At 74.0% G+C, this 25,011-nt stretch carries 21 protein-coding genes; 11 read left to right on the forward strand and 10 right to left on the reverse strand.

Annotation, left to right across the window (positions count from 1 at the left end):
* Nucleotides 1-69: 69 nt before the first annotated feature.
* Both CHF15_RS13355 and CHF15_RS13360 read left to right on the forward strand, forming a co-directional pair.
* A complete protein-coding gene (locus CHF15_RS13355; RefSeq protein ID WP_089223952.1) occupies nt 70-4,038 on the forward strand; it encodes a S8 family serine peptidase in 3,969 nt (1,322 codons plus the stop codon).
* A 241-nt stretch (nt 4,039-4,279) separates the two neighbouring features.
* Nucleotides 4,280-4,483, forward strand: a complete 204-nt coding sequence (locus CHF15_RS13360; protein ID WP_018563672.1) for a cold-shock protein — start codon at nt 4,280-4,282, stop codon at nt 4,481-4,483.
* 72 nt (nt 4,484-4,555) lie between these two features.
* On the opposite strand, the gene CHF15_RS13365 is transcribed toward CHF15_RS13360, so the two are convergent.
* Nucleotides 4,556-6,559, reverse strand: a complete 2,004-nt coding sequence (locus CHF15_RS13365; RefSeq protein ID WP_089223953.1) for a BTAD domain-containing putative transcriptional regulator — start codon at nt 6,557-6,559, stop codon at nt 4,556-4,558.
* Nucleotides 6,560-6,693: 134 nt separating this feature from the next.
* On the opposite strand from CHF15_RS13365, the gene CHF15_RS13370 reads away from it, so the two are divergent.
* Nucleotides 6,694-7,572: an alpha/beta fold hydrolase gene (locus CHF15_RS13370; RefSeq protein WP_089223954.1), complete on the forward strand. Its 879-nt coding sequence runs from the start codon at nt 6,694-6,696 to the stop codon at nt 7,570-7,572.
* A 95-nt stretch (nt 7,573-7,667) separates the two neighbouring features.
* Nucleotides 7,668-8,291 carry a DsbA family oxidoreductase gene (locus CHF15_RS13375; protein ID WP_089223955.1) on the forward strand — a complete coding sequence of 208 codons (624 nt, stop codon included), beginning with the start codon at nt 7,668-7,670 and terminating at the stop codon, nt 8,289-8,291.
* A gap of 17 nt (nt 8,292-8,308) precedes the next feature.
* Here the strand turns inward: CHF15_RS13375 and CHF15_RS13380 are convergent, their stop codons facing one another.
* Both CHF15_RS13380 and CHF15_RS13385 read right to left on the reverse strand, forming a co-directional pair.
* A complete protein-coding gene (locus tag CHF15_RS13380) occupies nt 8,309-8,497 on the reverse strand; it encodes a bleomycin resistance protein (protein WP_089223956.1) in 189 nt (62 codons plus the stop codon).
* 75 nt (nt 8,498-8,572) lie between these two features.
* On the reverse strand, nt 8,573-9,772 hold the full coding sequence (locus CHF15_RS13385) for an epoxide hydrolase family protein (protein ID WP_089223957.1): 1,200 nt from the start codon (nt 9,770-9,772) through the stop codon (nt 8,573-8,575).
* A gap of 223 nt (nt 9,773-9,995) precedes the next feature.
* Between CHF15_RS13385 and CHF15_RS13390 the strand changes: the two genes are divergently transcribed.
* A complete protein-coding gene (locus CHF15_RS13390; protein ID WP_089223958.1) occupies nt 9,996-12,809 on the forward strand; it encodes a helix-turn-helix transcriptional regulator in 2,814 nt (937 codons plus the stop codon).
* 12 nt (nt 12,810-12,821) lie between these two features.
* On the opposite strand, the gene CHF15_RS13395 is transcribed toward CHF15_RS13390, so the two are convergent.
* The 7 genes from CHF15_RS13395 to CHF15_RS13425 form a co-directional block, all read right to left on the reverse strand.
* Nucleotides 12,822-13,421: a hypothetical protein gene (locus tag CHF15_RS13395; protein WP_089223959.1), complete on the reverse strand. Its 600-nt coding sequence runs from the start codon at nt 13,419-13,421 to the stop codon at nt 12,822-12,824.
* 38 nt (nt 13,422-13,459) lie between these two features.
* Nucleotides 13,460-13,855, reverse strand: coding sequence for a TetR family transcriptional regulator (locus tag CHF15_RS13400; RefSeq protein ID WP_245938810.1), 396 nt, complete (start codon nt 13,853-13,855; stop codon nt 13,460-13,462).
* Between the two features lie 186 nt (nt 13,856-14,041).
* Nucleotides 14,042-14,470 carry a MarR family winged helix-turn-helix transcriptional regulator gene (locus CHF15_RS13405; RefSeq protein ID WP_089223961.1) on the reverse strand — a complete coding sequence of 143 codons (429 nt, stop codon included), beginning with the start codon at nt 14,468-14,470 and terminating at the stop codon, nt 14,042-14,044.
* Nucleotides 14,471-14,500: 30 nt separating this feature from the next.
* Nucleotides 14,501-16,345: an asparagine synthase (glutamine-hydrolyzing) gene (asnB, locus tag CHF15_RS13410; protein ID WP_089223962.1), complete on the reverse strand. Its 1,845-nt coding sequence runs from the start codon at nt 16,343-16,345 to the stop codon at nt 14,501-14,503.
* Between the two features lie 150 nt (nt 16,346-16,495).
* Nucleotides 16,496-17,230, reverse strand: a complete 735-nt coding sequence (locus CHF15_RS13415; protein ID WP_089223963.1) for a polysaccharide deacetylase family protein — start codon at nt 17,228-17,230, stop codon at nt 16,496-16,498.
* Nucleotides 17,227-18,165: a DMT family transporter gene (locus tag CHF15_RS13420; RefSeq protein ID WP_089223964.1), complete on the reverse strand. Its 939-nt coding sequence runs from the start codon at nt 18,163-18,165 to the stop codon at nt 17,227-17,229. Before CHF15_RS13420 ends, CHF15_RS13415 begins: the two co-directional genes overlap by 4 nt.
* Nucleotides 18,166-18,169: 4 nt before the next feature.
* Nucleotides 18,170-19,003, reverse strand: a complete 834-nt coding sequence (locus tag CHF15_RS13425; RefSeq protein ID WP_089223965.1) for an SDR family NAD(P)-dependent oxidoreductase — start codon at nt 19,001-19,003, stop codon at nt 18,170-18,172.
* Nucleotides 19,004-19,311: 308 nt separating this feature from the next.
* Between CHF15_RS13425 and CHF15_RS13430 the strand changes: the two genes are divergently transcribed.
* From CHF15_RS13430 to CHF15_RS13455, 6 genes are all read left to right on the forward strand, one after another.
* Nucleotides 19,312-20,445, forward strand: coding sequence for an MGDG synthase family glycosyltransferase (locus tag CHF15_RS13430; RefSeq protein ID WP_089223966.1), 1,134 nt, complete (start codon nt 19,312-19,314; stop codon nt 20,443-20,445).
* Nucleotides 20,446-20,449: 4 nt separating this feature from the next.
* Nucleotides 20,450-21,592 carry a permease gene (locus CHF15_RS13435; RefSeq protein ID WP_089223967.1) on the forward strand — a complete coding sequence of 381 codons (1,143 nt, stop codon included), beginning with the start codon at nt 20,450-20,452 and terminating at the stop codon, nt 21,590-21,592.
* Nucleotides 21,593-21,922: 330 nt separating this feature from the next.
* Entirely contained in the window at nt 21,923-22,663 is a 741-nt protein-coding gene (locus CHF15_RS13440; protein WP_089223968.1) for an IPT/TIG domain-containing protein, read from the forward strand.
* Nucleotides 22,664-22,788: 125 nt separating this feature from the next.
* Complete coding sequence (locus tag CHF15_RS13445) at nt 22,789-23,838, forward strand: IPT/TIG domain-containing protein (RefSeq protein ID WP_089223969.1); 1,050 nt, start codon at nt 22,789-22,791, stop codon at nt 23,836-23,838.
* Nucleotides 23,839-23,966: 128 nt separating this feature from the next.
* Nucleotides 23,967-24,500, forward strand: coding sequence for an Ig-like domain-containing protein (locus CHF15_RS13450; RefSeq protein ID WP_245938811.1), 534 nt, complete (start codon nt 23,967-23,969; stop codon nt 24,498-24,500).
* Nucleotides 24,501-24,571: 71 nt separating this feature from the next.
* Nucleotides 24,572-24,973 (forward strand): helix-turn-helix domain-containing protein, encoded by a 402-nt coding sequence (locus CHF15_RS13455; RefSeq protein ID WP_179279770.1) that lies wholly within the window; start codon nt 24,572-24,574, stop codon nt 24,971-24,973.
* Nucleotides 24,974-25,011: the final 38 nt, after the last annotated feature.

Consider the following 25,011-nt stretch of genomic DNA (forward strand, 5'->3'; position numbering starts at 1 on the left):
CTCCGTCCGCCCGTCCCGAAGACCCGCCGGCCCTCTGCACGTTCCTCACCCGATCACGAAGGGCGTTGCATGTCCCACCGCTTCAGACGAGCACGCTTCACGGCGCTCGCCGCCCTGTTGTCCACCATCGCCGTGCCTTCCGTCGCCCACGCCGCGGACCCGGACGCCCCTGCGTCCCGGTCCGCGGCCCACGCGGCCCCCGCGGCTCACTCCCTCACCCTCGCCGACGGCTCGGTGCTGCGCTGGTCCGACGACGGCTCAGGCACCCTGACCCGCAAGGACGGCACCACCCGGGCCTTCCCCGTGGCGGCCGGCAAGGGCCGCAGCGCGTTCGGCGACCCGCTGACCCCCTCGGCCGAGATCCTCCGGCGCCGGGCCGACGCCGCCGCGCTGACGCCGTACAGCGTGGGCGCGTCCACCGGCCCCGGCTCCGCGGTCCGGCCCCGCACGATGAACTCCGGTGCCGTGCCGCTCCCGAAGAAGGTCCTCGCGGCCGTCGACGGCATCGGCGACCGGGCCGCGGCCCGCACCGCGGCTCCCGCCGCGGCCGCCAAGGACCTGCCCGCCAACGAGGGCCTGACGACGTCCTTCCAGTCGTACCTCAACGCGGGCGGCGTCAACGCGGTCGGTGCCTTCCAGGACACCGCCACATATCTGCGCGCGCTGCCCGGCGAGGGCCAGATCGTCACCAACGTGTCGCTGGGCGACCTCACCGACCAGGGCATGGCCGACGCTGGCGACGAGTACGTGCGCCTCAACGGCCCGACCACGGTGCTCCGCGACGGCAAGCGCTACCTGGACTTCCCCTCCCTGCCGCTGATACCGACCTACACCAGCGACAACAAGGGCCGCCTCGACCCGGCCGGCGCCATCGAGGGCCAGGACCCCAACCTCGCCGAAGTACTCCTGGACTTCTCGATGATGGCCCCGCTGCCGCACGACCGGCAGCGCCCGGAGGCCACCGGCAGCGGCGCCACCGACCTGCTGGGCATCGCGCCCGGCGCGCAGTACCGGCTGGTGATCCCCGAGGAGCCCTCCGCCGTGGGCATCGCGGCCGCGCTGCGGGCCGCTGCCGCCCAGAAGCCCCGGCCGGACGTCATCACCGCGAGCCTCGGATTCGGCACGGACGGCTCGATCGGCTTCCCCTCGCGGTGGCTGGAGGACGACCCGGAGATCAGGGACACCCTGCGCTCGATCGTGGACTCGGGGATCGTCGTGGTCGTCTCGTCCAACGACGGCACCCGCCTCGGCCTGCCGGTGTCGGTCGGCCCCGACGGCGGCAGCACCCCGACCGACCTGACGTCGAGCAGCCGCGCGCAGACGTTCATCGACGACGTCGCGCCCACCACCACCCCCACCCTGGTCCGCGACACCGGGGTGATCGCCGCCGGCGGCACCACCGTCGACGACACCCTGAGCTCGGACGACGTACGCACCGCCGTCTACCCGACGACCCGCTACAACGGGTCCGCCGGCTACTCCTCGGGGTTCGGCAGCCGGATCGACCTGGCGGCGCCCGGCGACAACCTGCCCTCGCTGATCCACACCCCGGACGGACCGGGCGTGGTGCTCAACGGCGGCACCTCGGCCTCCGCCCCGATGATCGCCGCCGCGGCGGCCAACGTACTGGCGGCCGCCGAGGCGACCGGGCAGAAGCTCAGCCCGCGTGAGGTCAGGAAGCTGCTGGTCGACACCGGCCGCCCGATCGCCCAGCCCCCGCAGGCCGACCGGGAACTGCGCATGGGCCCGCAGCTGGACGTGACCGCGGCGGTGGAGAGGGTGCTCGCCGAGCGCCACGACCTCACCCCGGCCGCGGTGCGGCTGTCCGTCGCCGAGCGCCAGTTGCTGTCGGTGAGCCCGACCACCGCCTTCGTCGAGGCCACCGACCCCTCCGCCATCGATTTGGCGGGCCCCGCCGACGCCTGGGGCAACCCGTCCGGGCAGAACGCGGTCTCGCCCCTCACGTTCGGCCTCGACCTCACGGGCGCCCACCAGAAACTGACGTACCGTCTGCGCGTGGGCGACAAGGGCACGATCCCGTCCGCGGGCCCCAGCCTGCGCGTCCTGCCCCGCGAGCTGCTGGCCGCAGCCGGCCTGCCCCTCGCCTCCGGCGAACCGCGCACCCTGCAGGTGACGTTCGAGGCGCTCTCCGGGAGCAAGGTGGTGGCCTCGACCGGCCGGCGGCTCACCTTCGGCGCCGCCGACGGCACATATGTGCAGCCCAAGGCTCCGACCGCGCCCGGCTCGTCCCCGCTGGGCAAGCCCGTCACCGTGCACTACGACCTCACCGGCCTGCGGGACGCGACCGCACCCGAGCTGGTGCTCTCCTCGGTCGGCCACTGGACGCCCTTCACCACCAGCGACAAGTGGCGTGCCCAGTGGCGCACCCCGCTCACCGGCACCAAGGGCACGGTGACCATCCCCGCCTCCGCCTTCGGACCAGGTGGCGCCGGGCTCTACGGCATCGGCGTCACGCTCTACGACGGCCAGGTCTTCGGGGACTTCCGCGCCCTGCGCGTCGGGCCCGGCGCGGACCAGCGGCCGCAGGCACCGCTGCTGGGGCTGGGGAGGTCCGCCACGGCCCACACCGTCGAGCTGAGCCGCCCGGAACCGAAGTTGACGGTCGCCTGGGACGCCTCCTCGGTGCGGCACGCCGACGGCGCGGCCATCGAGTTCCTCACCCCGGCCCCCACCCTGTACGGGGCGCTCAACACCGCCACCAACCAGAACGGCAGCGGCCGCGACGACAACGGCGTCGACCACGCCTCCACCCTCTTCCGGCCGCTGCCCTCGGTGAAGGGCCGGACCGTGCTCGACCTGAGGGCACTCGGTCTGCCGACCGGACTGCAGTACCCGGTCCGGATCCTCCCCACCCGGGCCGGAAAGCCCGTGGGGCAGGCGTCGCCCACGTCGTTCGTGCAGTACCTCGACGGCGACACCGTCTCCGGTACCCTGGAGAACATCGAGGTCAGCGGCGGCAAGGCTCTGCTCTCCACCGACGACTTCGCCGAGGGCGACGACGGCTGGATCCACCTGGAGGGCTCCGCCACCACCGCGTACTCGCTCTCCGAGGGCACCCTCGGCACCACGGTGTCCCGTGAGACCGGCACCTCGATGATGCAGGAGGTGCTGGGGGCCGACCCCGGCACGGGACACACCCTCATCGGCCACCGGCCGTTCGACGGCGGCGTGCTCCCCGAGGTCGACCTGCGCGACACCGCGACCGGTGAGCGCGTGAAGCTCAGCACACTCGACCCGGGCACGGGCTCGACATCGGTCTACTTCCAGGGCGGGGTCGTCGACCCGGCCCGTCACCGGGCGGCCGTGACGACCTTCGACGGGGTCTCGGGCGTGGCCTCGCTGTGGACCGTCGACATGGCCACCGGCAAGGTCTCCGCGCCGATCCCGCTCAACGCGGACAGTCCGGGGCGAACCTTCGGCAACGTCTCCGTCGACGCGTCGACCGGGACGTTCTTCGCCGCCACCACCGGGACCATGGGGCCCTGCCTGTCCGGACGCGTCCCCTACTGGGCCGTGTCGGTCGACGCCGGCACCCGCGAGGTGTCGCCGCTGACGACCATGCCCGCCTGCACCGCCGGGCTCCTGCCCGACGGCAGGGGCGACCGGGTCTACGTCGCAGCCGGCCCGGCCACCCCCAGCTACACCACGGGCGAGTTCCCCACCAGCAGCTGGCGTTCGGCCGACCAGAAGTCCCTGGCCACCGCCGCCCCGGCCGACCTGGGCACCCGCGGCGTCATGTGGCCGGTGCTCGACACCCGGCACCACGTCGCGCTCGTCGCCCATCTCTACGAGGAGGCCACCACGGGCGACAACAACGCCCTGAGCGAGATCACCGTCGTCGACCCCGACACGGGCAGGGTGCTCGCCCGGCACCCCGTCGCCAACCTCGTCAACTCCACGCTCAGCACCAGCAACTTCGACTTCACCAGCCGGCGCGGGCTGTTCCTCGACCCCGGCACGCGCACGGTCTTCCTGGTGAACCCCTGGGCCAACGGGCTCCAGCGGTTCACCTACTGACCGCGGGCCCACGGGGCCGGGTCCGCCACGTACAGACGGCGGACCCGGCCTCCAGGATCGCGTGGTGACACCTGTGCTACGTTAAGCGCGTTGCAGTTTTGGTACCCATGAACTTTACGTGCACCTGCCGGGATGTAACCGACAGGTGCACTTTTGTTTTCCGGTCTTTCCGGAGGGGTCAATGCGGCGACGGGAGGTCGCAAAGTGCGGCCTTCGTGTACTGCTCCCAAAGGAGATTCCCATGGCGACCGGCACCGTGAAGTGGTTCAACTCGGAAAAGGGCTTCGGCTTCATCGAGCAGGACGGCGGCGGCGCCGACGTCTTCGCTCACTACTCCAACATCGCCACCTCGGGCTTCCGTGAGCTCCAGGAGGGCCAGAAGGTGAGCTTCGACGTCACGCAGGGCCAGAAGGGCCCGCAGGCGGAGAACATCCTCCCCATCTGATCCACCGGGGATGCAAGGGGCCGGCACCTCTCGGGGTGCCGGCCCTTCCTCTTTGGGGCGCGGGCGCCGGGCCTACCGGGCGAGCGCCGCCGCGACGGCGCAGAGGTGGCGGTCCACCGGGCCCGCGGTGAGCAGACCGCTGCCGGCTCCCGCGAGTTGGCCGGCGGCGGGGAGCAGGCGGGCGTGGAGTTCCTCGAGGACCTCGCGATCGCCGAGCTCGACGGCGAGCACGCCCTGCAGACAGCACAGCGCCTCGTACAGCAGGTCGGGGGGTGGCTCGGGCAGCGCCCGCAGCGCCGCCAGGGCCTCGGCGCGACGGCCGGCGCGCAGCAGGGCGAAGGGTTCCGCCCACGGCCGGTACGGCCCCCAGTCCGCGGCCGGGTCCACGCGCTCGGCGAGCCGCGCCGCCGGGACGGGGCCGTCGGCCAGGTCGAGGCAGAGCAGCGACAGCGGCAGCAGGCCCCGTTCGACGCCCGGCATCCCGGCGCCCTCCAGCCGCGCCGCGGCGGCCCGGTAGGCGGCTTCGGCCCGCGAGGCGCCCCCGCCGCCGGAGGCGGCCGTGCGCAGCGCGCGGTACCACTGGGTGAAGACGCCCGCCAGGGGCAGTTCGTGACGTTCTGCGAGTACGTCGACCGCGGCGGCGTGCAGGTCGGCCGCGGGGAAGTCGGCGAGGGCGCTGCGGGCCTGGAGACGGATCAGGTGCCCGAGCACCTCGTACGTCGTCAGGCCGTGCCGCCGGGCGAGCGCCACCAGTTCGGCGCCGACCGCGTCCCTGCGCGGGGCGAGGCCCGCCCGGGTGCACGTCTGCATGAACACCCCGTTGAGGGCGAACGCGAGGAGAGCCGGGTCGTCGAGCCGGCGGGCCGCCTCCTCGGCCTGCCGCGCCGCCTGCGGTCCGCGCGGGGTGCGGATGCCGCGGGTCTCCACCGCGATCGTGGCCAGCAGCCGGCAGCGGGCCGTCTCGTGCGCGGCGCCGGCGGGAAGTGCGGCCAGGGTGCGCTCGGCCGCGGCGACGACGCGCCGGGCCTGTTCCGGGTCGTCGCCGCGGGTCCAGATCGCCGGCACGTCGTACGCGCCGATCACCCGGGCGGTCAGCTCCGGGTCGCCGGTCTCCTCCGCCGCGGTGACGGCGGCGAGGCGGTGTTCGCGGGCGGCTTCCAGGCCGCCGCCCCCGGTCAGCGCGAGATTGCGCAGCAGGCCGACCGTCGACTCCAGCCGGGCGCGGGCCCCGGCGGCGACGGTGCGGTCGTACGCCTCGGCCGCCCGCGTCCACACACGGGCGGCCGCGTCGCCCGGGTCGGCGGGCGGGGGCGCCTGCGGGTCCAGGCGCGGGTCCTGGGCGAGTACGTCCGCCTCCAGGCGGCGCAGCGCCGGTCCGGGGTCGAGCCCCAGGCCCTGGGCCAGCATCGCCCGGGCCCTGCGCAGCACGGCGAGCGCGTCCCCCTGGCGGCCCGAGCGGTACAGCGCGAGCGCCAGGAGCCGCCAGGCGTCCTCACGCCACGGGTGCTCGGTCAGGTGCGCGTCCAGGTCGGGTACCGCCTCGGCGGCCAGGCCGAGTCGCAGCCGGGCCTCGGCGCGCCGCTCGACGGCCCGCAACCGCAGTTCGGCGAGGCGGGAGCGCTCGCCGCGGGCCCACTCCCGGTGGGCGTACTCGCCGTACGAGGGGCCGCGCCACAGTTCCAGGGCCTCGCCGAGCCGCGCCAGCGCCGGCGCGGGCGGCAGAGCCGCGGCGGCGTCGACGGCGGCCTCGAACCGCCAGGCGTCCACGCTGTCCGGGTCCGCCCGCAGCGCGTACCCGGTGCCCGCGGTGACCAGGAGCCGCGTGGGTGCCCGCGGCCGCCGCCCCGGTTCCAGCCCGCGGCGCAGCGCGCCGACGAAGGTCTGCACGGCCCCGACGGCACCGGCCGGCGGCTCGTCCCACAGATCCGCCACCAGGCGGTTCACCGGTACGACACGGCGGCGTGCCACGACCAGCCGCGCCAGCACCTCCCGGTGCCGCGGTCCCCCGAGCGCGAGCGCGCGACCGTCGCCGTCCCAGGCGACGACCGGCCCGAGCACACCGAACGCGACCCGCACCCTGCCCACCTCTCCGGTCGTCGTCCCCGCTGCCACGGTACGCGCTGACCGGTTGCTGATCGGCGGGCGGGAGGCTCGGGACGTCCGCCCCGGCGGGCAGCCGACTCCACGACCACGGAACGAGAGAACGCACCATGACACCGTTCGTCCCCGGCTTCACCCACCACCGCGTCCCCGTCGCCGACGGGGTCGCCCTCAACGTCGCCGTCGGCGGCTCGGGCAGCCCCCTCGTGCTGCTGCACGGCTTCCCGCAGACCCATCTCATGTGGCGGCACGTCGCCGCCGACCTGGCCGCCGACCACACCGTGATCTGCCCCGACCTGCGGGGTTACGGCGCCAGCGACAAGCCGGCCGCGGCGGGACCCGCCACGTACGCCAAGCGCACCATGGCCGCGGACGTCGTCGCGCTGGCCCGCGCCCTCGGTCACGACCGCTTTGCGCTCGCCGGCCACGACCGCGGCGCCCTGGTCGCCTTCCGCGCCGGGCTCGACCATCCCGACGCGGTCAGCCGGCTGGCCTGTCTCGACGTGCTGCCGACCCTGGACATGTGGGACGTCCTGCGCGGCGCGGACGCGGCCGTCGCCTTCCACCTCTATCTGATGGCCCAGCCGCCGGGCCTGCCCGAGGAGTTGATCGGCGCCGCCCCCGACGCCTTCTTCGGCCACTTCCTCGACGTCTGGAACCCGTCCCCGGACGCCGTCCCGCCCGCGGTGCGCGCCGCGTACCTCGACGCGTGCCGCGCGGCCGTCCCCTCGATCGTGGCCGACTACCGCGCCTCGGCGACGGTCGACATCGACCACGACCGCGCCGACCGGGCCGCGGGGCGGCGGCTGCGGATGCCGGTCGCGGTCCTCCAGCAGGACTGGGGTGCCGCCCTCGGCTACGACGCACGCGCCCTCTGGCAGGCCTGGGCGCCGGACCTGACGCACACCACGGTCGGCTGCGGCCACTTCATGGCGGAGGAGGACCCGGAACTCGTCGCGACGGCACTGCGCACGCTCGTCGCCTCCTGACCTCCGCACGCAGTCGCGGTCCGGTCCGGGAAGAACACGGGTGAGAGTTTCGTTACAGTTGTGAGTCGTAATGAAAACCCATCGAGGAGAACCGGATGTGTGTCGCTCTCGCCCCCGGGACCGGCTCGCCGCCGCGCATCGCGACCGCCGAGCACTGGTTCGACTTCGTCTGCCCCTACTGCTACGTCGCCCAGGACCGCTCCCGGATCCTCCGGGAGCACGGGGTGCACGTGGTCGGGCACGCGCTGCAGATCCACCCCGAGATCGGGCCCGGCGGCATACCGGCCGCCCCGCGCACCGGTCCGGGCTACGTGTTCCTCGCCCGGGAGGCCGAGGCCGCCGGCCTGCCGCTGCGCTGGACGGACCGCATCGGCTGCTCCCGCCCGGCGCTGGCGGCCCACGAATGGCTCGCGGCCACCTCGCCGGAGGCCGCCGGCCGCTTCGCCGCCGCGGTTTTCGCGGCGAACTTCGCCGACGGCCTCGACATCGAGTCCCGGGAGCTGCTGCTCTCCCTCGCGGCCGAGGCCGGCGGCGACGCGGACGGACTGCGCACGGCATGGGACTCCCCGGCGATGACCGGAGCGCTGGCCGCGTCGAAGTCGCTCGCCGCCCGGTACGGCGTCCACTTCACGCCCACCTGGGTCTCCGGCCGGCACGGGATCGCCGGGCTGCGGCCCCGGAAGTTGTTCCGGGACTGGGCCGAGGCGCTCACGTCCTGAGCCGGGACGGCGGCCGCCTACTTCAGCAGCGCCTCCATGTGGGCCGCGGCTTCGCGGGCGGCCTCGTCCGGGGTGCGGCCCTGCTCACGGGCGAACAGGTAGGCGGCGTACCAGTCCCACCAGTGGTGCTCCGGTGCGGTCGCCTCGTACGCGCCGTGGCGGTCCTCGGTCTCGTGCAGGAGCCCGGCCAGGGTCGTGACGTCCATGGCGGAACCTCCTCTGTGATGTGGCCCGGAATCCCACCGTCCGCGCGGACGGTGGGATTCCGCAACCCGGGGCGGCTACCGCATCGGGCGGAAGCCCGTGCGGACCTCGTTCACGAAGAGCTCCGGCTGCTCCCAGGCGGCGAAGTGCCCGCCCTTGGGGAGCCGGTTGTAGTGGACCAGGTTCGGATAGGCCTGCTCGGCCCAGCTCCTGGGGGCCTGGTAGAGCTCGTCCGGGAAGACGCTGACGGCGACGGGGAGCTTGACGCCCTTCGCACCGAAGAACGGGGTCGTGTTCTCCCCGTACAGGCGTGCCGCGGAGACGGCGGTGTTGGTCAGCCAGAACAGGGTGATGTTGTCCAGCACGTCGTCGCGGGACAGGCCCTCGCTCACGCCGTTGAAAGCCCTGGTGATCAGCTCCAGGCTGGCCTTGTCGTGGTCGAGCATGAAGGCCGCCAGACCCACCGGGGAGTCCGCCAGGGCCGTCAGCGACTGCGGGCGCGAGCCCATGATGTACGCGTAGTAGACGTGCCGGTACACGAAGTCGAGCTGCTCGACGGCGGCCTTCTCCTCGTCGTTGGCGAGGACGACGTCGGACGGCAGCGGGTTGCCGGCCACGATCGCCTCCTCGATGGCGGGCGGGATCACCTTCGGCATGTTGGTGTGGATGCCGACCAGGCCCTCGGGCTCCTGCACACCCATGAGGTCGGTGACGACCGCGCCCCAGTCGCCGCCCTGCGCGACGTACCTGGTGTAGCCCAGGCGCTTCATCAGCTCGCCCCATGCGGCGGCTATGCGCTCCGGGCCCCAGCCCTTGGCGGTGGGCTTGCCGGAGAAGCCGTAGCCCGGCATCGAGGGGATCACCACGTGGAAGGCGTCGGAGGCGTCGCCGCCGTGGGCCGTCGGGTCGGTGAGCGGCTCGACGATCTTCAGCTGCTCGACGATCGAGCCCGGCCAGCCGTGCGTCACGATCACCGGAAGGGCGTCCGCGTGCTTCGAGCGCACGTGGATGAAGTGGATGTCCAGCCCGTCGATCTCGGTGATGAAGTGCGGCAGGGCCTTCAGCTTCGCCTCGACCTTGCGCCAGTCGTACTCCTTCGCCCAGTAGCGGGCGAGTTCCTTGATCGTGGCGAGCTGGGTGCCCTGCGACTGGTCGCCGACGGTCTCCTTCTCGGGGAAGCGCGCCGCCTCGATGCGCGCGCGCAGGTCCGCGAGTTCCGCGTCGGAGAACTCGAACGTGAACGGACGGATCTCCGGGTGCTGCGGAGTGAAGGACATCTGGGCGTCTCCTTGTCATGTGCGACGACACTGCGTCGCCGGCTCACTCAAAGTGGCCCGAAAGGGGTCGGCATCGCCCCAGGGAAAACCACGGGGATCACCCCGGGGCCGCACCCCGGGGACGACGGCCATCCCCCGGGGGTCGCAAGGTGAAACAACTCACCCAAAAGGCGCGAATGAACTAAAATGACCACGTCAGGCGCGCGATCAGGAAGATCGACCCATGGGTGTGCCCGCGATCGACGCACAGCTCGGGCTGCGGGGCCGGGAGCAGGAGCTGGCCGCGCTGGAGCGGGTCCTGGCCACGGCACGGTCGGGCACCAGCGCTGTCCTGGTCCTGCGCGGCGAGGCGGGTATCGGCAAGACCGCGCTCCTCGACCACACGGCGGCCCGGGCCACCGGATTCCGCACCACCGCCGTCGCGGGCGTCGAGGCGGAGATGGAGCTGCCCTTCGCCAGCCTCCACCAGTTGTGCGCACCTCTGCTGTGCCGGATCGACGGGCTGCCCGGACCTCAGCGGGACGCCCTGTCCGTCGCGTTCGGGCTGCGGGAGGGCGCCGCACCCAACCGGTTCCTCGTGGGCCTGGCCGTACTGAGCCTGCTGGCCGGGGCCGCGGAGGAACGGCCGCTGGCCTGTTTCGTGGACGACGCCCAGTGGCTGGACGGCGGCTCCCGGCAGGTGCTGGCCTTCGTCGCCAGGCGGCTGATGGCCGAGGCGGTGGCCCTGGTCCTGGCCGTACGCGAGCCCGACGACGACCGGGAGCTGGCCGGGCTCCCCGAGCTGGCCGTGAAGGGGCTGAGCGAACCCGACGCACGCGCCCTGCTGGCCTCGGCCGTGCGCGTGCCGCTGGACCCTGTGGTGCGGGACCGGATCGTCGCCGAAGCCCACGGCAACCCGATGGTCCTGCTGCACCTGCCGAGCACGCTCACCCCGTCCGAACTGGCGGGCGGCTTCTGGCTCCCGGGCAGGCGCGCGGCGGCGGGCCACGTGGAGAGCGCGTTCCACCAGCGGTTCCTGACGCTGCCGCGGGACAGTCGCCGGCTGCTGCTGACCGCCGCGGCCGAGCCGACCGGCGACGTGGCGCTGCTGTGGCGCGCGGCCGCCGCGCAGGGCATACCGGCGGACGCCGCGTGTCCGGCCGAGGCCTCGGAGCTGGTCGAGTTCGGCGCCACGGTGCGTTTCCCCCACCCCCTGGCCCGCTCGGCCGTCTACCGGCGGACGCCGGCGCCGGAGCGCCGGGCGGCGCACCACGCGCTGGCCGAGGCCACCGATCCCCGCCTCGATCCCGATCGCCGGGCGTGGCACCGCGCCCACGCCGCCGCGCGGCCCGACGAGAGCGTCGCCCTCGACCTGGAACGCTCGGCGTGCCGGGCGCAGGGCCGGGGAGGGGCCGCCGCCGCTGCCGCGTTCCTGCGCCAGGCGGTCGAGCTCACCCCCGATCCCGCGCGCCGCGCCGGCCGTGCCCTGGCCGCCGCCCAGGCCGCCATCGACGCCGGCGGGGTCGACCGCGCCCGCACTCTGCTGGCGACCGCAGAAACCGGCCCGCTCGACGCACTGCAGCGCGCCCGAGCCGAACGGCTGCGGGCCCGCCTGGAGTTCTCCCAGGTACGCGGCAGCGACGCGCCCCGGCTGCTGCTCGACGCAGCACGGCGGCTGGCACCGCTCGACGTCTCGCTCGCCCGTGACACCCTGCTCGAGGCTGTCGGCGCGGCGATCTTCGCGGGCGGCCTCAGTGAGGGGCCCGGCCTGCGCGAGGTCGCGCAGGAGGCCCGCGCGGCGCCCGCGCCACCCGTGCCGCGGACGCTCGACGCACTCCTGGACAGTGTGGCCGCTCTGGTCCTCGACGGCTTCGCGGCGAGCGTGGACGCCCTCGGGGACGCGCTGTTCCGCGTACGCCAGGAACTGCGCTCCGGCGCCGCCGGCGCGGACGGCGACCGGCGCTGGCTCTGGCTGGCCTGCCCGGTGACGCCCGAGCCCCTCGCGCTGGAGCTGTGGAACGACGACGCATGGTGCGAACTGGCGTCCGGCGCGGTGTGCATCGCCCGCGCGGGGGGATCCCTCGCCGTCCTCCCGATGGCGCTGAGCTACCAGGCGTGCTTCCACGTGCACGCCGGAGAGTTCGACACCGCGCAGGCCCTGATCGACGAGGCGGCCGCGATCTCGGAGGCGACGGGCAGCGTGCCGATGATGTACACCTCGCTCCTACTGGCCGCCTGGCGGGGCGAGGAGTCCCGGGCGCTGGAGCTGATCGAGCACCACATCCGGGAGGTGGGCGACCGCGGGGAGGGCCGCGCCCTCGGTCTCGCCGAGTACTCGACCGCCGTGCTCTACAACGGACTCGGCCGCTACGACGCCGCGCTGCAGGCGGCGGCGCGCGCCTGCCGGTACGAGGACCTGGGCTTCCTCGGCTGGACGCTGTCCGAGCTGATCGAGGCGGCCGCCCGCAGCGGGCGGCCGGAGGCCGCCGCCACGGCGCTGGAACGGCTCGCCGAACGCACCCGAGCCTGCGGCACCGAGTGGGCCCTGGGCACGGAGGCCTGCGCCCGCGCGCTGCTGAGCGGCGACGACCACGCGGCCGACGCCCTCTACCAGGATGCGATCGAGCACCTCGAACGCTGCCGCATCGCCGTCCAGCTGGCCCGCGCCCGCCTGCTGTACGGCGAGTGGCTGCGCCGACGCAACCGCCGCCAGGAAGCCCGCGCCCAACTGCGCGCCGCCCACGAGGTGTTCAGCCGCATCAAGGCCGACGGCTTCGCCGAACGCGCCCACCGCGAACTGCTGGCGACCGGCGAGACCGTACGCAAGCGGGCACTCGGCACAGCGGACCGGTACCGGCTGACCAGCCAGGAGGCCCAGATCGCGGTCCTGGCGAGGGAGGGGCACACCAACTCCGAGATCGCCGCCCAGCTGTTCATCAGTCCGCGCACGGTGGAGTGGCACCTCGGCAACGTCTTCACCAAGCTCGGCGTCTCCGGGCGGCGGCAGCTGCGCACGGCGCTGTCCCCCGCGGGGACGGCGACCGGGCAGTGGGTCTGAGCCGCGGGCTCGTCAGCCCCTGTCCACCATGCGCTGAGGCCTGCCGTCGGACGGGGAGAGTTCGACCACGTGGACCTCGTCCCGTTCGCCGGTGTCCACCGTCAGGCGGACCCGGTCCGGTCCGTCCCACTCCGCCGCGCGCAGGGCGTAGTGGTCGCCGTTGACGAGACCGACGTGCCAGCGGCGCGTCGTCAGTCCTGACCCCTCGTCGACGTAGACCCACCACAGCGGGTCGATCATGGCCGCTCCCTCCTCGACCACCAGGTGCCGGTCGGGGCGGTCGGGCGCCCCGGCGCGCAGGGTCTCCTGCCCGCCGGGAGAGCCGAACAGGCCGGCCGCCAACGTCACCACGAGCGTGCCGAAGACGCCCGCCACCAGGATCAGGGAACGCAGGATGGCGCCCCGCACCGCGAGGAGCAGCGCCGCGGTCAGGGTCGCTCCCACCGCAACGGCGAACACCATGGGATGGTCCAGGAGTTGGGCCGCGACCAGCAGCCCGCCCGAGCGGCGCCGCTCCCGCCGCCCGGTCCACGCGCCGAGGATCAGCAGCCCGGCGACCCCGAACAGCACCACCGCCGCCGCCCGTCGTCGACGGTCCGTCATCTCGGCCACACCCGACTCCCCACCCCTGGCATCCGCACGCGCACAGACTAGCCTCGGCCGATCATGGAGCCGACCGGGCGGGCCCGTAATCGCAGAACGGGCGCGCGCACCGCGCGCCGCCTCGTCAACCGCCCCCGGTCCGCGGACCGTTGACCACGAGGTCGCTGACGCGGCGGTCCCGGTCCCCGCCGAGGGCGTCGCCGCCGACGCGCCGGAGGAAGCCCCTCAGGAGCGGCACGTCCTGCGGGGCGAGCCCAGGGCGGACGCTGTGCCGTCCGCCGTCGACGGAGCCGATCAGACTGGACGTCGTCCCGGTGGACGGCCTGGACGAGGGCCTCGCGGGCCGGGAGGTGCCAGTGCAGCGTGCCCGCGCCGACGACTGCCCGCTCGGCGATGGCGTTGAGGGAGGCGGTGCCCGATTCGGCGAACGCGTCCTGGGCCACCCGCGGGATGTGCTCCCGGTTGCGGAGCGCGTCGGCGCGCCGGCGGGTCCGTACCGGTCACGGGGCCTCCCCATCGCGCCGTCGGCTGCGGTGGAGCCCGCCCCCGCCGCGCGGGTGCTCCGGGCCCGTCGCCCGTCACCCGCGGTGACCGGTCCGGTCGGTGGCGCGGGCCGTGGCGTCCCGGTGTCACTCGCAGTCCGTGAGGCGGCGCAGCAGGCGGCCCGCCTCGAGGACCTTGCGGACGTCCTCCGGCGGCAGGGTGGCGAGGCGCGCGGCGAGGGCCTCCGCCTCGCCGCAGGCCATCCGGACGAGTTCCCGCCTCCCCGGCGCGGTCATGACCACCCGGGTGGCACGGCCGTCGGCCGGGTCGGGTTCGCGGCGGACCAGCCCGCCCGCCTCCAGCTGGCCCACTGCGGCGGTGACGGTGGGCTGGGTGCACGCGGCCCGCTCGGCGAGGACGCCGACCCGGCAGGGGCCGTACTGGTTGAGCAGGGCGAGGACGATGAGCGGGGTCGGCTGTACCCGCGGCTCGGGGCGGGCCCGGCGCAGCAGCCGCACCAGGCGGTGCAGGGAGACCACGAATTCCAGGGCGTCGTCCTCGCCGACCGCCGCCATCGTCCGCCCCCTCGCTTCGTCCGCGTCGGGTCAGGGAATTCCGATCGTCGGCGAGTACAGGTCCATCCACAGCGCCAGGTCGAGGGCGCGTTCCAGGCCGTGCCGGGCGGCGTGGGTGCTGACCGGGGTGTCGGTCCGCACCGCGTCCTCCAGCCAGGTCCGGCTGACCAGGTCGAACACCGGGTGCGTGGGCTTGGCCAGCAGGTCCTTGGCGTTCTCCTGGAGCGCGACGAAGTACTTCGGGTCCTGGGTGGAGGGGTAGGGGCTCTTGACCCGGTCGTAGACCGAACGGGGCAGCACGTCGGCGGTGGCCTCGCGCAGCAGGCTCTTCTCCCTGCCGTCGAAGGACTTCAGCGACCAGGGCGCGTTGTAGACGTACTGGACCAGTCGGTGGTCGCAGAACGGGACCCTGACCTCCAGCCCGTTGGCCATGCTCGCCCGGTCCTTGCGGTCGAGGAGGATGCGCACGAAGCGGGTGAGGTGCAGGTGGCTGATGACGCGCATCCGGTACTCGAAGTCGCTCTCGCCGTCGAGGCGGTCGACCCCGGCGACCGCGCGCCGGTAGCCGTCGTGGACGTAGCCCTCCAGGTCCAGGGCCTTGGACACCTGGTCGGTGAGGATGTTGCCGTCGTCGCCGAACTCGGTCGAGAACCGCACCAGCCAGGGGAAGGTGTCGGCCCTGCGGGCCTCCTCGTCGAAGAACTGGCGGTAGCCGCCGAAGACCTCGTCCGCGGACTCGCCGGAAAGCGCGACGGTGGAGTGCTGCCGGATGGCCTTGAAGAGCAGGTAGAGCGAGGAGTCCATGTCCCCGAGCCCGGCCGGGATGTCGCGGGCGCGGATCACCCTCGCCCGCACCTCGGGATCGGCGAGCTGGTCGGAGTCGAGGACGATGTCCTGGTGCTCGGTCCCGCACAGCTCGGCGACGTCGTGGACGAACGGGGTGTCGGGCGTACCGCGCAGGCTGTCGGGGACGAAGTGCTCGGTCTGGCCGACGAAGTCGACCGCGAAACTGCGCACCCTCTCGCCCTGTTCGCCGAGCTGCCGCGCCGCGAGCGCGGTCATCGCCGAGGAGTCCAGGCCGCCGGAGAGCAGGGTGCAGCGCGGCACGTCGGAGACGAGCTGGCGGCGCACGATGTCCTCGAGCAGCTCGCGCACGCGGGCGATCGAGGTCTCCTTGTCGTCGGTGTGCGGCTCGGTCCGCAGCGACCAGTAGACGTGGGTGCGGATGCCGTTGCGCCCGACGGTGACCACCGTGCCGGGCTCGACCTCGCGCATGCCGTCCCAGACCGCGTGACCGGGCGTCTTGACGAAGGCGAAGAGCTCCCGCAGCCCGTCCAGGGTGACGCGGCGCGGGACGAGGGGGTTGGCCAGGATCGCCTTGGGCTCGGACCCGAACAGCACGCCGTCGTCGGTCGGGTAGAAGTAGAACGGCTTGATCCCCATCCGGTCGCGGATCATCACGAGCTTCTGCTCACGGCTGTCCCAGATGGCGAAGGCGTACATGCCGTTGAGCCGTTCGGCGACGCCCTCACCCCACTCCAGGTAGCCGCGGAGCACCACTTCGGTGTCGGAGGTGGTGGTGAAGCGGTGGCCGCGCGCGGTCAGTTCCTCGCGCAGTTCGGCGAAGTTGTAGGCCTCGCCCGAGTACACCATCGCCACCGCGCCGCCCTCGGGTGCCTCGGCGCTCATCGGCTGCCTGCCGCCCGGCAGGTCGATGATCGCGAGCCTTCGGTGTCCGAGCGCGGCGGGCCCGTCCACCCAGGTGCCGCGGTCGTCGGGCCCGCGGCAGGCCATCGTCTCGGTCATCGCGTCGACTGTTGCCTGCTCGTTCCGCAGGTCCCTGCGGAACGAGATCCATCCGGCGATTCCGCACATGCGTATGCCTCCGGGCTCTAGCTGTGCCCGACCGTCGTCCGCTGCGTCACGGATCGGGTTGGCCCTGGCCGGCTCCGCGGCGCGAATGTCACTCCGAGTGATATGTATCGGGCACCTATCAATCGAGTCTCCGTCGGCTCCCGCCGAGCGTCAAACGCCCGCGCCGACCCCGTGCTCCACGAGGGGGCCTACCGTCAGACCGGCCTCCCGGCAGGCCGTGACCAGCGCGGGGAGCGCCGCGAGCGTCGCGCGCCAGGACCCCGGGGCGGAGGCGTGGTCGCTGTCGTGGAGCAGGACGGTGGCGCCCGCGCGCAGATCGGGGCGGAGGGTCGCCAGCACCGACTGGGCGGTGGCGCCGGGCGTCCAGTCGCGTCCCCAGGCGCTCCACAGGACCGGGGTCAGGCCGGCGCGGCGGGCCGCCGCCCAGCGGCCGCCGGTGAGGATGCCGTACGGGGGCCGGTACCACAGCGGCGCGGTGCCGCAGGTCTCGCGGACCGCCCGGACGGCGCGGGCCAGGCCGGCCCGCTCGCGCGCGGCATCCGGCAGCCAGGGGCGGTCGTGGGTCCAGCCGTGGACGGCGATCTCGTGGCCGCGCCGGACGGCCTCGCGCACGACGCGGGGATGTCCGTCCACCCGCGCGCCCAGGACGAAGAAGGTGGCCCGGACCGACAGTTCGTCGAGGGCGTCCAGGAAGCGCGGTGTGGAGACCGGATCCGGCCCGTCGTCGAAGGTGAGGGCCACATGGTCGGGGCGCCCGAGGCCGGCCAGGGCGGGGAAGGCCCGGCGGCGCAGTCCGGGGAGCCAGGTGGCGGCCGGGACGATGTGGCCGGCCGCCAGGACGCCCCCCGCCAGCGCGGCCCGACGGGCGTCGCCGCCGCGCCTCATCGCGGCCCGCCGTGGACGGGACGGTGACGGTCCCGCGCCGTGCCCGGGCCGTGCCCCCTCGGCACGTCCCAGCCGCCGGCCACGGCGGGCGAGCGCGACAGCCCGACGGCCCCCGCGGCCATCAGGACGACGCCCGCCGCCTCGGGCACCACGTGTGCACCGAGCGCGATCCGTTCCTCGAAGAGCACCCAGCCCAGCGCCACACTCACCACCGCGTCCCCGATGGTGAGCGCCGGCTGGGACGCCGCGAGACTGCCGGCCCGCAGGGTCACCTGGAGCAGCAGCAGGCTGAGCAGCCCGACGGCGCCCGCCGCGTACAACTGCCAGGAGGCGAACACCCGGGGCAGGCCGTCCGGGACGAGCCCGGTGACGTCCTTGATCAGCGCCGCCGTGCAGGCGAAACACACGGCCGTGGCGCACCCCAGGACGCAGGCCCGCGCACCACCGCTCAGCGCCCGCCCGACGAGCCACAGGACGAGCACCAGCAGCGCCAGCGGCACGGCGGTACGCGGCCAGGTGCCCGGCAGGGCCTGCGCCTCGCCTCCGGAGGGCCTCGCGGTGCCGAGGAACAGGGCCAGTCCCCCGGCCAGCGCGAGGAACCACAGCCAGGTCCCGGCGTCGGGCCGCCGGGCGAACGCGAGGCTTCCCGCCATCAGGGTGAACAGCAGCTCGGTCGCCATCAGCGGCTGCACGACCGACAGCGCTCCCACCGCCAGGGCACTGGCCTGCAGGGCCCCGGAGACCACGAGCGCCGCCATGCCGGCCGCCCAGAACGGGCGCCGGACCAGTTCCAGCAGGTGCCGCAGCCGCCCGCGCAGGCCGTGGCCCGCGCACTCTTCCTCCTCCTGCTGCAGGGCGGCACGCCGCTGCAGTGCGGAGGCCGCGCCGTTCGCGAGGGCCGCCAGCAGTGCCAGCACGACCGTCAGGACGGGCACCGCGTCATCCGTACTTGCCCGCGAGGCGCCGGTAGACCCACGGCATCACGCCGCGCACCGCCACCGGGATGCGCAGCCAGCGGGGGACGTACACCTCGTCCCGTCCGCGGCGGATCGCGTCGGTCACCACCCCCGCGACCCGCTCGGCGGGCATCGGGCGGGGCCTGGAGCGGGTGTACGCCACGCCCCGCGTCGCGAAGAACGGGGTGTCGACGACGCCCGGGACGACGTGGGTCATCCGCACCCCGCTGCCGGCCAGCTCGTAGCGGAGCGAGTCTGCGAAGGCGCCCAGCGCCGCCTTGGCCGCGGAGTAGACGGCCTCCTCGCGGACGCCGACGCTGCCCGCGAAGGAGCCGATCAGCACGATGTGGCCGCTGCGCCGGGCCAGCATGCCCGGCAGCACCCGGCGGACCAGCTCCATCGCCGAGACGACGTCGACCGTGAAGATCCGTTCGATGACGCCCTGCGGCATCGAGGCGAAGGGGCCGGCCCAGCCGACGCCCGCCCCGGCCACCAGCAGGTCGACCCGGCCGCCCGTCACGAGCGCGGCGTCGCGCACCAGCCGGCCGGCGCCTCCGGGGTCCCCCAGGTCGGCCGGCAGCGCGGTCGCCGAGGTGCGCTCGGCCACCGCCCGCAGGCGCTCGTGGTCGCGGCCGCTGACCAGCAACCGCCATCCCTCGGCGGCGAGTCGGTCGGCGATCGCGGCGCCGATGCCCGAGGACGCGCCGGTGACCAGCGCGACCGGGGCCGGTCCGCCGGCCGCGTCCGCCGGGCCGCGCACGGGCTCGCCGTGCACCGTCTTGCCGCCGGGGACCGCTTGGGGAGGGTGAGAGGTCATGGCACCGCTTTCTGTCCCTGCCGCCGCTGCAGCTGCCGCCCGGGGCGGCCGGTACGGCTCCCCGGGGGCACGTCCCCCTCCGGTCTCAGTAAACCGTCCGATCGCCGGACCGGCTCTGTGGGCGACCCCGCCCGGGAGCCGCGGTGGGCGCCTCGGCCGTCGTGCGGGCGGTGGTAGGGGCGCTTCGTTTCAAGACGGGGCAAATCGGTTAGACCCGAGTAGTCCGCGACTGGTGTACGAGGTGATCACGTGCCGGATGTGCTCGCAGCTGCCCCGCCCGCTTCCTCCCGGCAGGACGTGGTGCCGCGGTGACGCACACCGGGCGTGCGGACCGTGCGCCCCGGCGTTTCCTCGTGCTCAGCGCCGCCATGGGCGCCGGTCACGACGCGGTCGCCGACGAGCTCGTCGCGCGGCTCACCGCCCGCGGCGGACAGGCCCGCCGGGCCGATGTCCTGGACCTCCTCCCCGCGCACGCCGGCGCGGCGCTGCGCGGGTTCTACCGCGCCACCGTCCTGCACCTCCCGCTGCTCTACGCGGGCATCTACGCGACGTTCCTGCGCCCGGGCGGTGCACGCCGCACCCCCGGCCCCGGCGGGCTCGCCGGGCTCGCCGAGCGCGGACTCGCCGAACTCGTCCGGCGCGAGCGGCCGGGACTGGTCGTCCCGGTGTTCCATCTGGCCGCCCAGCTCACCGGCGGGATGCGGGCCCGTGGATCCCTCCCGGTGCCGAGCGCGGTGGTCGTCACGGACTTCGACGTGCACAGCCAGTGGCTGCACCCCGGCAACGACCTGTACTGCTGTCTCACGGAGAGCGCCGCCCGCCGGGTGCGGGAGGCCACCGGCCGCCCGGCCGCGGCGACCGGTCCCCTGGTGGCATCCCGCTTCCTGGCGCCCGCCCCGGACGCCGGGCCCTGGCAGCGGGTGTTCCGCGCCCGGGCGCCGGAGCGGCCGGTCGTCCTGCTCTCCGCCGGTGCCTGGGGAGCCGGCACACATCTGGCGGACACCGCCGCCCTGCTCGCCCGGGCCGGTTTCCTGCCGGTGGCGCTGTGCGGCGAGAACCGGCGGCTGCGGGCCCGCCTCTCCCGCGTCCCCGGGACGCTCGCGCTGGGCTGGGAACGGGACATGCCCGCGCTGATGAGCGCGGCGGACGCACTGGTGGACAACGCCGCCGGGCAGACCGCGCTGGAGGCGCTGGCCATGGGACTGCCCGTCGTCGGCTACCGCCCCATCCCGGGCCACGGCAAGGCCGGGGCGCACCAGATGGCCGCGCTCGGGCTGACCCGCTTCGCCCCCGACCCGTGGACGCTGATCGACCTCCTGGACGGCCTCACCCGTCCGCGCCACGAGCACCGCACCCCCTCCCCGGCCGCGGCCGCGCTCTTCGCCCCGGACACCGCGTCGCACCTGATGGAGGCCTGCGCACCGGACCCGGTCGCGGTCTGACGGCATGGACATCCTGCTGCACGCCCTGTCCATCACGGGCGCCATGGCCTGGGACATCACCTGGGCGCTGATCCTCGGCTTCGCGCTGTCCGCGGTCGTCCAGGCCGTGGCCCGCAAGCAGGGCGTCGTCGGCCTGCTCGGCGACGACCGGCCCCGGACGCTGGTGATCGCCGCGGGCCTGGGCGCCGCGTCCTCGTCCTGCTCCTACGCCGCCGTCGCCCTCGCCCGCTCGCTCTTCCGCAAGGGCGCGAGCTTCCCGGCGGCGATGGCCTTCGAGATCGCCTCCACCAACCTCGTGGTCGAACTCGGCGTCCTGCTCGCCCTGCTCATGGGCTGGCAGTTCACGGTGGCGGAGTTCGTCGGCGGGCCCGTCATGATCGTCGTCCTCGCCCTGCTCCTCCGGCGCCTGCTGCGGCCGGACCTGCTGCGCGAGGCCCGCGCGCAGGCCGACCGCGGGCTCGCCGGGTCGATGGAGGGCCACGCGGCGATGGACATGTCCGTGCGCCGCGAGGGCCCGTTCCTGCGGCGCCTGCTGTCCCCGGAGGGCTTCACGGCCACCTCGCACGTCTTCGTGATGGAGTGGGCGGCTATCCTCCGCGACCTCGTGCTCGGGCTGCTCATCGCCGGCGCCGTCGCGGCCTGGGTGCCGGACTCCTTCTGGCGGGCCTTCTTCTTCGAGGGGCATCCGCTCGCGGCGAAGCTGTGGGGCCCGCTGATCGGTCCGCTCGTCGCCATCGCCTCGTTCGTCTGCTCCGTCGGCAACGTGCCCCTCGCGGTGGTCCTGTGGACCGGGGGCATCAGCTTCGGCGGCGTGGTGTCGTTCATCTTCGCCGACCTGCTGATCCTGCCGATCCTGAACATCTACCGGAAGTACTACGGCCGCCGCACGGCGCTGCTGCTCCTGGGCACCTTCTACGTCGCCATGGCCGTCGCCGGATACGTCGTCGAGCTCCTCTTCGGCGCGCTCGGCCTGATCCCCGACCGGTCGAGCGCCCACGTCCCGAGCGGTGGCGTCCACTGGGACTACACGACGTGGCTCAACATCGCCTTCCTCGCGCTCGCCGCCGTCCTGCTGGGCCGCTTCCTCGCCACGGGCGGCCGCCGCATGCTGCGCATGATGGGCGGCTCACCGGCGGCCGGGCGCTGACCATTTCCCGTCCCAACCGATTGGCACATGAAAAGACAATCGCGAATACGCCGAAAAGGCGCCTCTCTTCACGCCGTGGCGCTCACCTGAAAGGTGGACATCGCGACTGACGTCTTGTCGTCCAATCACCCTTATGGGTTACTTCGAGTGTCCGTACCAGCGGCATTCGACTTTGCAGACGGACGTGGGCAAGCCCCTGTTCAGGCGGCAACTCACACCTGACAGGTCGTTCTCCTCGGGAGCCGGCTCGCACCACCGGGTACGTGTGCGGACCGAAAGCCCTCATCGCCGCTGGGGAATGCAGCGCATTCCCCAGCGAGGAGGAAGCCCATGCCCATCAGCCCGAACCAAGGATCAAGCGGTGGCGGCACGTTGGTCACCATCACCGGCGTCAACCTCGCGGGCGCCACCGCCGTGCACTTCGGAACGCGGCTCGCGACCATCACCGCCAACACCCCGACGAGCGTCAGCGTCGTCTCGCCCTCCGGCAGCGGGGCGGTCGGCGTCACCGTCACCACCGCGGGCGGGACGAGCAACCCGCTCCCGTTCTACTACATCGGGGCGCCGTTCAAGCAGAGCCTCAGTCCGACCGTCGGACCGTCGGCGGGCGGGCAGACGGTCACCATCAACGGCACCGGGCTGTACACCGCGACCGGCGTCGCCTTCGGCGCCGACACCGCGGTGCCGACCGTGGTGTCCGACGGTCAGATCACGGTCCTCGCACCGCCCGGTACGGCCGGGACGGTGAGCGTCAGCGTCACCACCGCCGGCGGCACCAACAACGGGTTCTCGTACACCTACGTCGACGCCCCCACGCTGACGACCGTCACCCCGGCACAGGGCCCGGCCTCCGGCGGCACCTCCGTGACCCTGATCGGCACGGCACTGAGCAGCACCGGCGCGGTCACCTTCGACGGCAGCCCGGTGCCCTTCACGGTGATCAACGGCAACGTGGTCTCCGTGATCGCTCCTCCAGGGACAGTCGGTGCCGTCGACGTCGCCGTGACCACCGACGGCGGCGCCGCCACCGTGGTGGGCGCGTTCACCTACCTCGCGGGTCCGGGCATCTGACCCCGCTCGCGCCTCCCCGGCCCCGGCCCGGACGACCCGCACGGGCCCGGCCACCCGGCCCGTGCGGGCCCCGGGCAAGGACTATCGACAGGCCCCCGGCCGGTCCGACATCGTACGGAGATCCCGTGAAAGACACAGCACGCCCGGCAGCGGCACACCCGTCCGCCGTCGCCGCCGCCCCCGTCCTCACCTCGGCCGTCCCCAACACCGGCCCCGCGGCGGGCAACAACAACGTCGTCCTGGGCGGCAGCGGCTTCACCGGAGCCACCGCCGTCAAGTTCGGCACCACCGCCGCGGTGGGCTACACGGTCAACTCGGCCACCCAGATCACCGCGGTCGCCCCGGCAGGAACGGAAACCGTCGCGGTCACCGTCACCACACCGGGCGGCACCAGCAACCCGGTGACGTACACCTACACGGCGCAGCCCGTTCTCGTCTCCGTCTCACCGAGCCAGGGGCCGGCCGCCGGCGGCACGACGGTCACCCTGACGGGTTCCGGGTTCACCGGAGCCACCGCCGTCAGGTTCGGCACCACCGCCGCGACGTCGTACACGGTCAACTCGGCCACCCAGATCACCGCGCTCGCCCCGGCGGGTACCGGAGCCGTCCCCGTCACCGTCACCACACCCGGCGGCACCAGCAACGCCGTCTTCTTCTTCTATCTGAGCGCACCCGTCCTCGTCTCCGTCTCGCCGGCTCAGGGGCCGAGTGCCGGCGGGACGCCGGTCACCCTCACCGGCACGAACCTCAGCGGGGCCACGGCGGTCGGCTTCGGCGCGACGCCCGCGACCGGCTTCACCGTCGACTCCCCCACGCAGATCACCGCGGTCGCCCCGGCAGGAACGGGAACCGTCCCGGTCACCGTCACCACACCGGGCGGCACCAGCAACGCCGTCGGCTACAGCTATGTGGGGTCCCCGGTCCTCACCCTCCTCACCCCCTCGCTGGGACCGACCGGCGCCGGAAGCGGCGTCACCCTCACCGGCACGGGGCTGACCACCACGACCGCCGTGCACTTCGGCGCCGCATCCGCGGCGTTCACCGTGCTGTCCGACACCGCCGTCGCCACCGTCGCCCCGGCGGGCGCCCCGGGCACCGTCGCGGTCGACGTCACCACACCCGGCGGTACGAGCAACTCGCTCCCCTACACGCGTGTCGCGGCTCCGCAGATCTAGGCGGAGACCGCAGGTCGGGAGGGCGGAGGCCGGCTCGCTCCACGTGCGGGACCCGGTGCGGCGACGTAACGTGACGCTCCATGACCAACTGTGACATCCCGCTCACAGTCGAACAAGGAGCCTGTCTCGTGAAGCCCTGGGATACGCGAAAGACATGGACGGCCGCAGCCTTCGCCGCGATAGCCGCGGTCGTGGGTGTCACCTCGCCGGCGGCGGCGGCCGACCAGTCGACGACGACGCTCCTGGTCTCCCCCACGACAGCCGTCGCCGGGTCACCCGTGCAGCTGACCGCAAGGGTGTTCTGCCCCGGGGAGCCCGGCGGTGGCATCGGCCTCGGCGTGACATTCTTCGACGGTGGGGACATCCTGGCGACGCAGCCGGTCGTGGCCAACGGGTTCGCCAGCTACGTGGCCAGGTTCGCGAGCAGCGGGACACACACGATCACGGCCGCGTACAACGGCAACGTCAACTGCTTCGCCTCGAACGCCGAGGCGACGCTCACGGTGACCCCCGCCGAGTACTGCGCCTACGGCACCGACCCGTGCCGGGACGGCCAGAAACGTCCGGCGGGCTCGCACGACTGCCCGTCCCGTCGATCGGTCCCGGCGATCGACCAGGCCGCTCGGCCGTCCGGCTCGCCCGGCCGGTGCCGGTCCTGGTGAATCCGGTGTGAGGGCGGCCGTCGCGCACGCCGTCCACCGCGCCGTCCGGGCCGCCGGGCGCCTGTGGTCTCATGGGCTGCGTGAGCCGCGCCGCAGAAGAGACCAACCGCCGGATGCTCCGGGCACGGGACGCGATGGACCGCGCGTACGCGCAGCCGCTGGACGTACCGGCGCTGGCGCGGATCGCCCATGTGTCGGAGGCGCACTTCACGCGCACCTTCCGGGCCACCTTCGGCGAGACGCCGCACCGCTACCTGCAGCGCCGCCGGGTGGAGCGGGCGATGTTCCTGCTGCGGGAGAGCGGCCGCAGCGTGACCGACATCTGCTTCGAGGTCGGCTTCGGCAGCCCGGGGACCTTCAGCCGCACCTTCCGGGACATCGTGGGCACGTCACCGCGCGCGTACCGCAAGCAGACGACGGCGGTGGACGTGCCGACCTGCTTCGCCAAGGCCTGGATGCGGCCGAGGGCCTGATCGCCGGCGGAGGCGGGACCCGGCGGACCCGGCGGACC

The sequence above is a fragment of the Actinacidiphila glaucinigra genome (assembly GCF_900188405.1).
Taxonomy (GTDB): Bacteria; Actinomycetota; Actinomycetes; order Streptomycetales; family Streptomycetaceae; genus Actinacidiphila; species Actinacidiphila glaucinigra.

Excerpts from the sequence above, each read along its gene's own strand:
- CHF15_RS13355 (WP_089223952.1), top strand. The coding sequence starts at position 70 with ATGTCCCACCGCTTCAGACGAGCACGCTTCACGGCGCTCGCCGCCCTG.
- CHF15_RS13360 (WP_018563672.1), top strand. The coding sequence starts at position 4,280 with ATGGCGACCGGCACCGTGAAGTGGTTCAACTCGGAAAAGGGCTTCGGC.
- CHF15_RS13370 (WP_089223954.1), top strand. The coding sequence starts at position 6,694 with ATGACACCGTTCGTCCCCGGCTTCACCCACCACCGCGTCCCCGTCGCC.
- CHF15_RS13375 (WP_089223955.1), top strand. The coding sequence starts at position 7,668 with ATGTGTGTCGCTCTCGCCCCCGGGACCGGCTCGCCGCCGCGCATCGCG.
- CHF15_RS13380 (WP_089223956.1), bottom strand. The coding sequence starts at position 8,497 with ATGGACGTCACGACCCTGGCCGGGCTCCTGCACGAGACCGAGGACCGC.
- CHF15_RS13385 (WP_089223957.1), bottom strand. The coding sequence starts at position 9,772 with ATGTCCTTCACTCCGCAGCACCCGGAGATCCGTCCGTTCACGTTCGAG.
- CHF15_RS13390 (WP_089223958.1), top strand. The coding sequence starts at position 9,996 with ATGGGTGTGCCCGCGATCGACGCACAGCTCGGGCTGCGGGGCCGGGAG.
- CHF15_RS13405 (WP_089223961.1), bottom strand. The coding sequence starts at position 14,470 with ATGGCGGCGGTCGGCGAGGACGACGCCCTGGAATTCGTGGTCTCCCTG.
- asnB (WP_089223962.1), bottom strand. The coding sequence starts at position 16,345 with ATGTGCGGAATCGCCGGATGGATCTCGTTCCGCAGGGACCTGCGGAAC.
- CHF15_RS13415 (WP_089223963.1), bottom strand. The coding sequence starts at position 17,230 with ATGAGGCGCGGCGGCGACGCCCGTCGGGCCGCGCTGGCGGGGGGCGTC.
- CHF15_RS13425 (WP_089223965.1), bottom strand. The coding sequence starts at position 19,003 with ATGACCTCTCACCCTCCCCAAGCGGTCCCCGGCGGCAAGACGGTGCAC.
- CHF15_RS13435 (WP_089223967.1), top strand. The coding sequence starts at position 20,450 with ATGGACATCCTGCTGCACGCCCTGTCCATCACGGGCGCCATGGCCTGG.
- CHF15_RS13440 (WP_089223968.1), top strand. The coding sequence starts at position 21,923 with ATGCCCATCAGCCCGAACCAAGGATCAAGCGGTGGCGGCACGTTGGTC.
- CHF15_RS13455 (WP_179279770.1), top strand. The coding sequence starts at position 24,572 with ATGGGCTGCGTGAGCCGCGCCGCAGAAGAGACCAACCGCCGGATGCTC.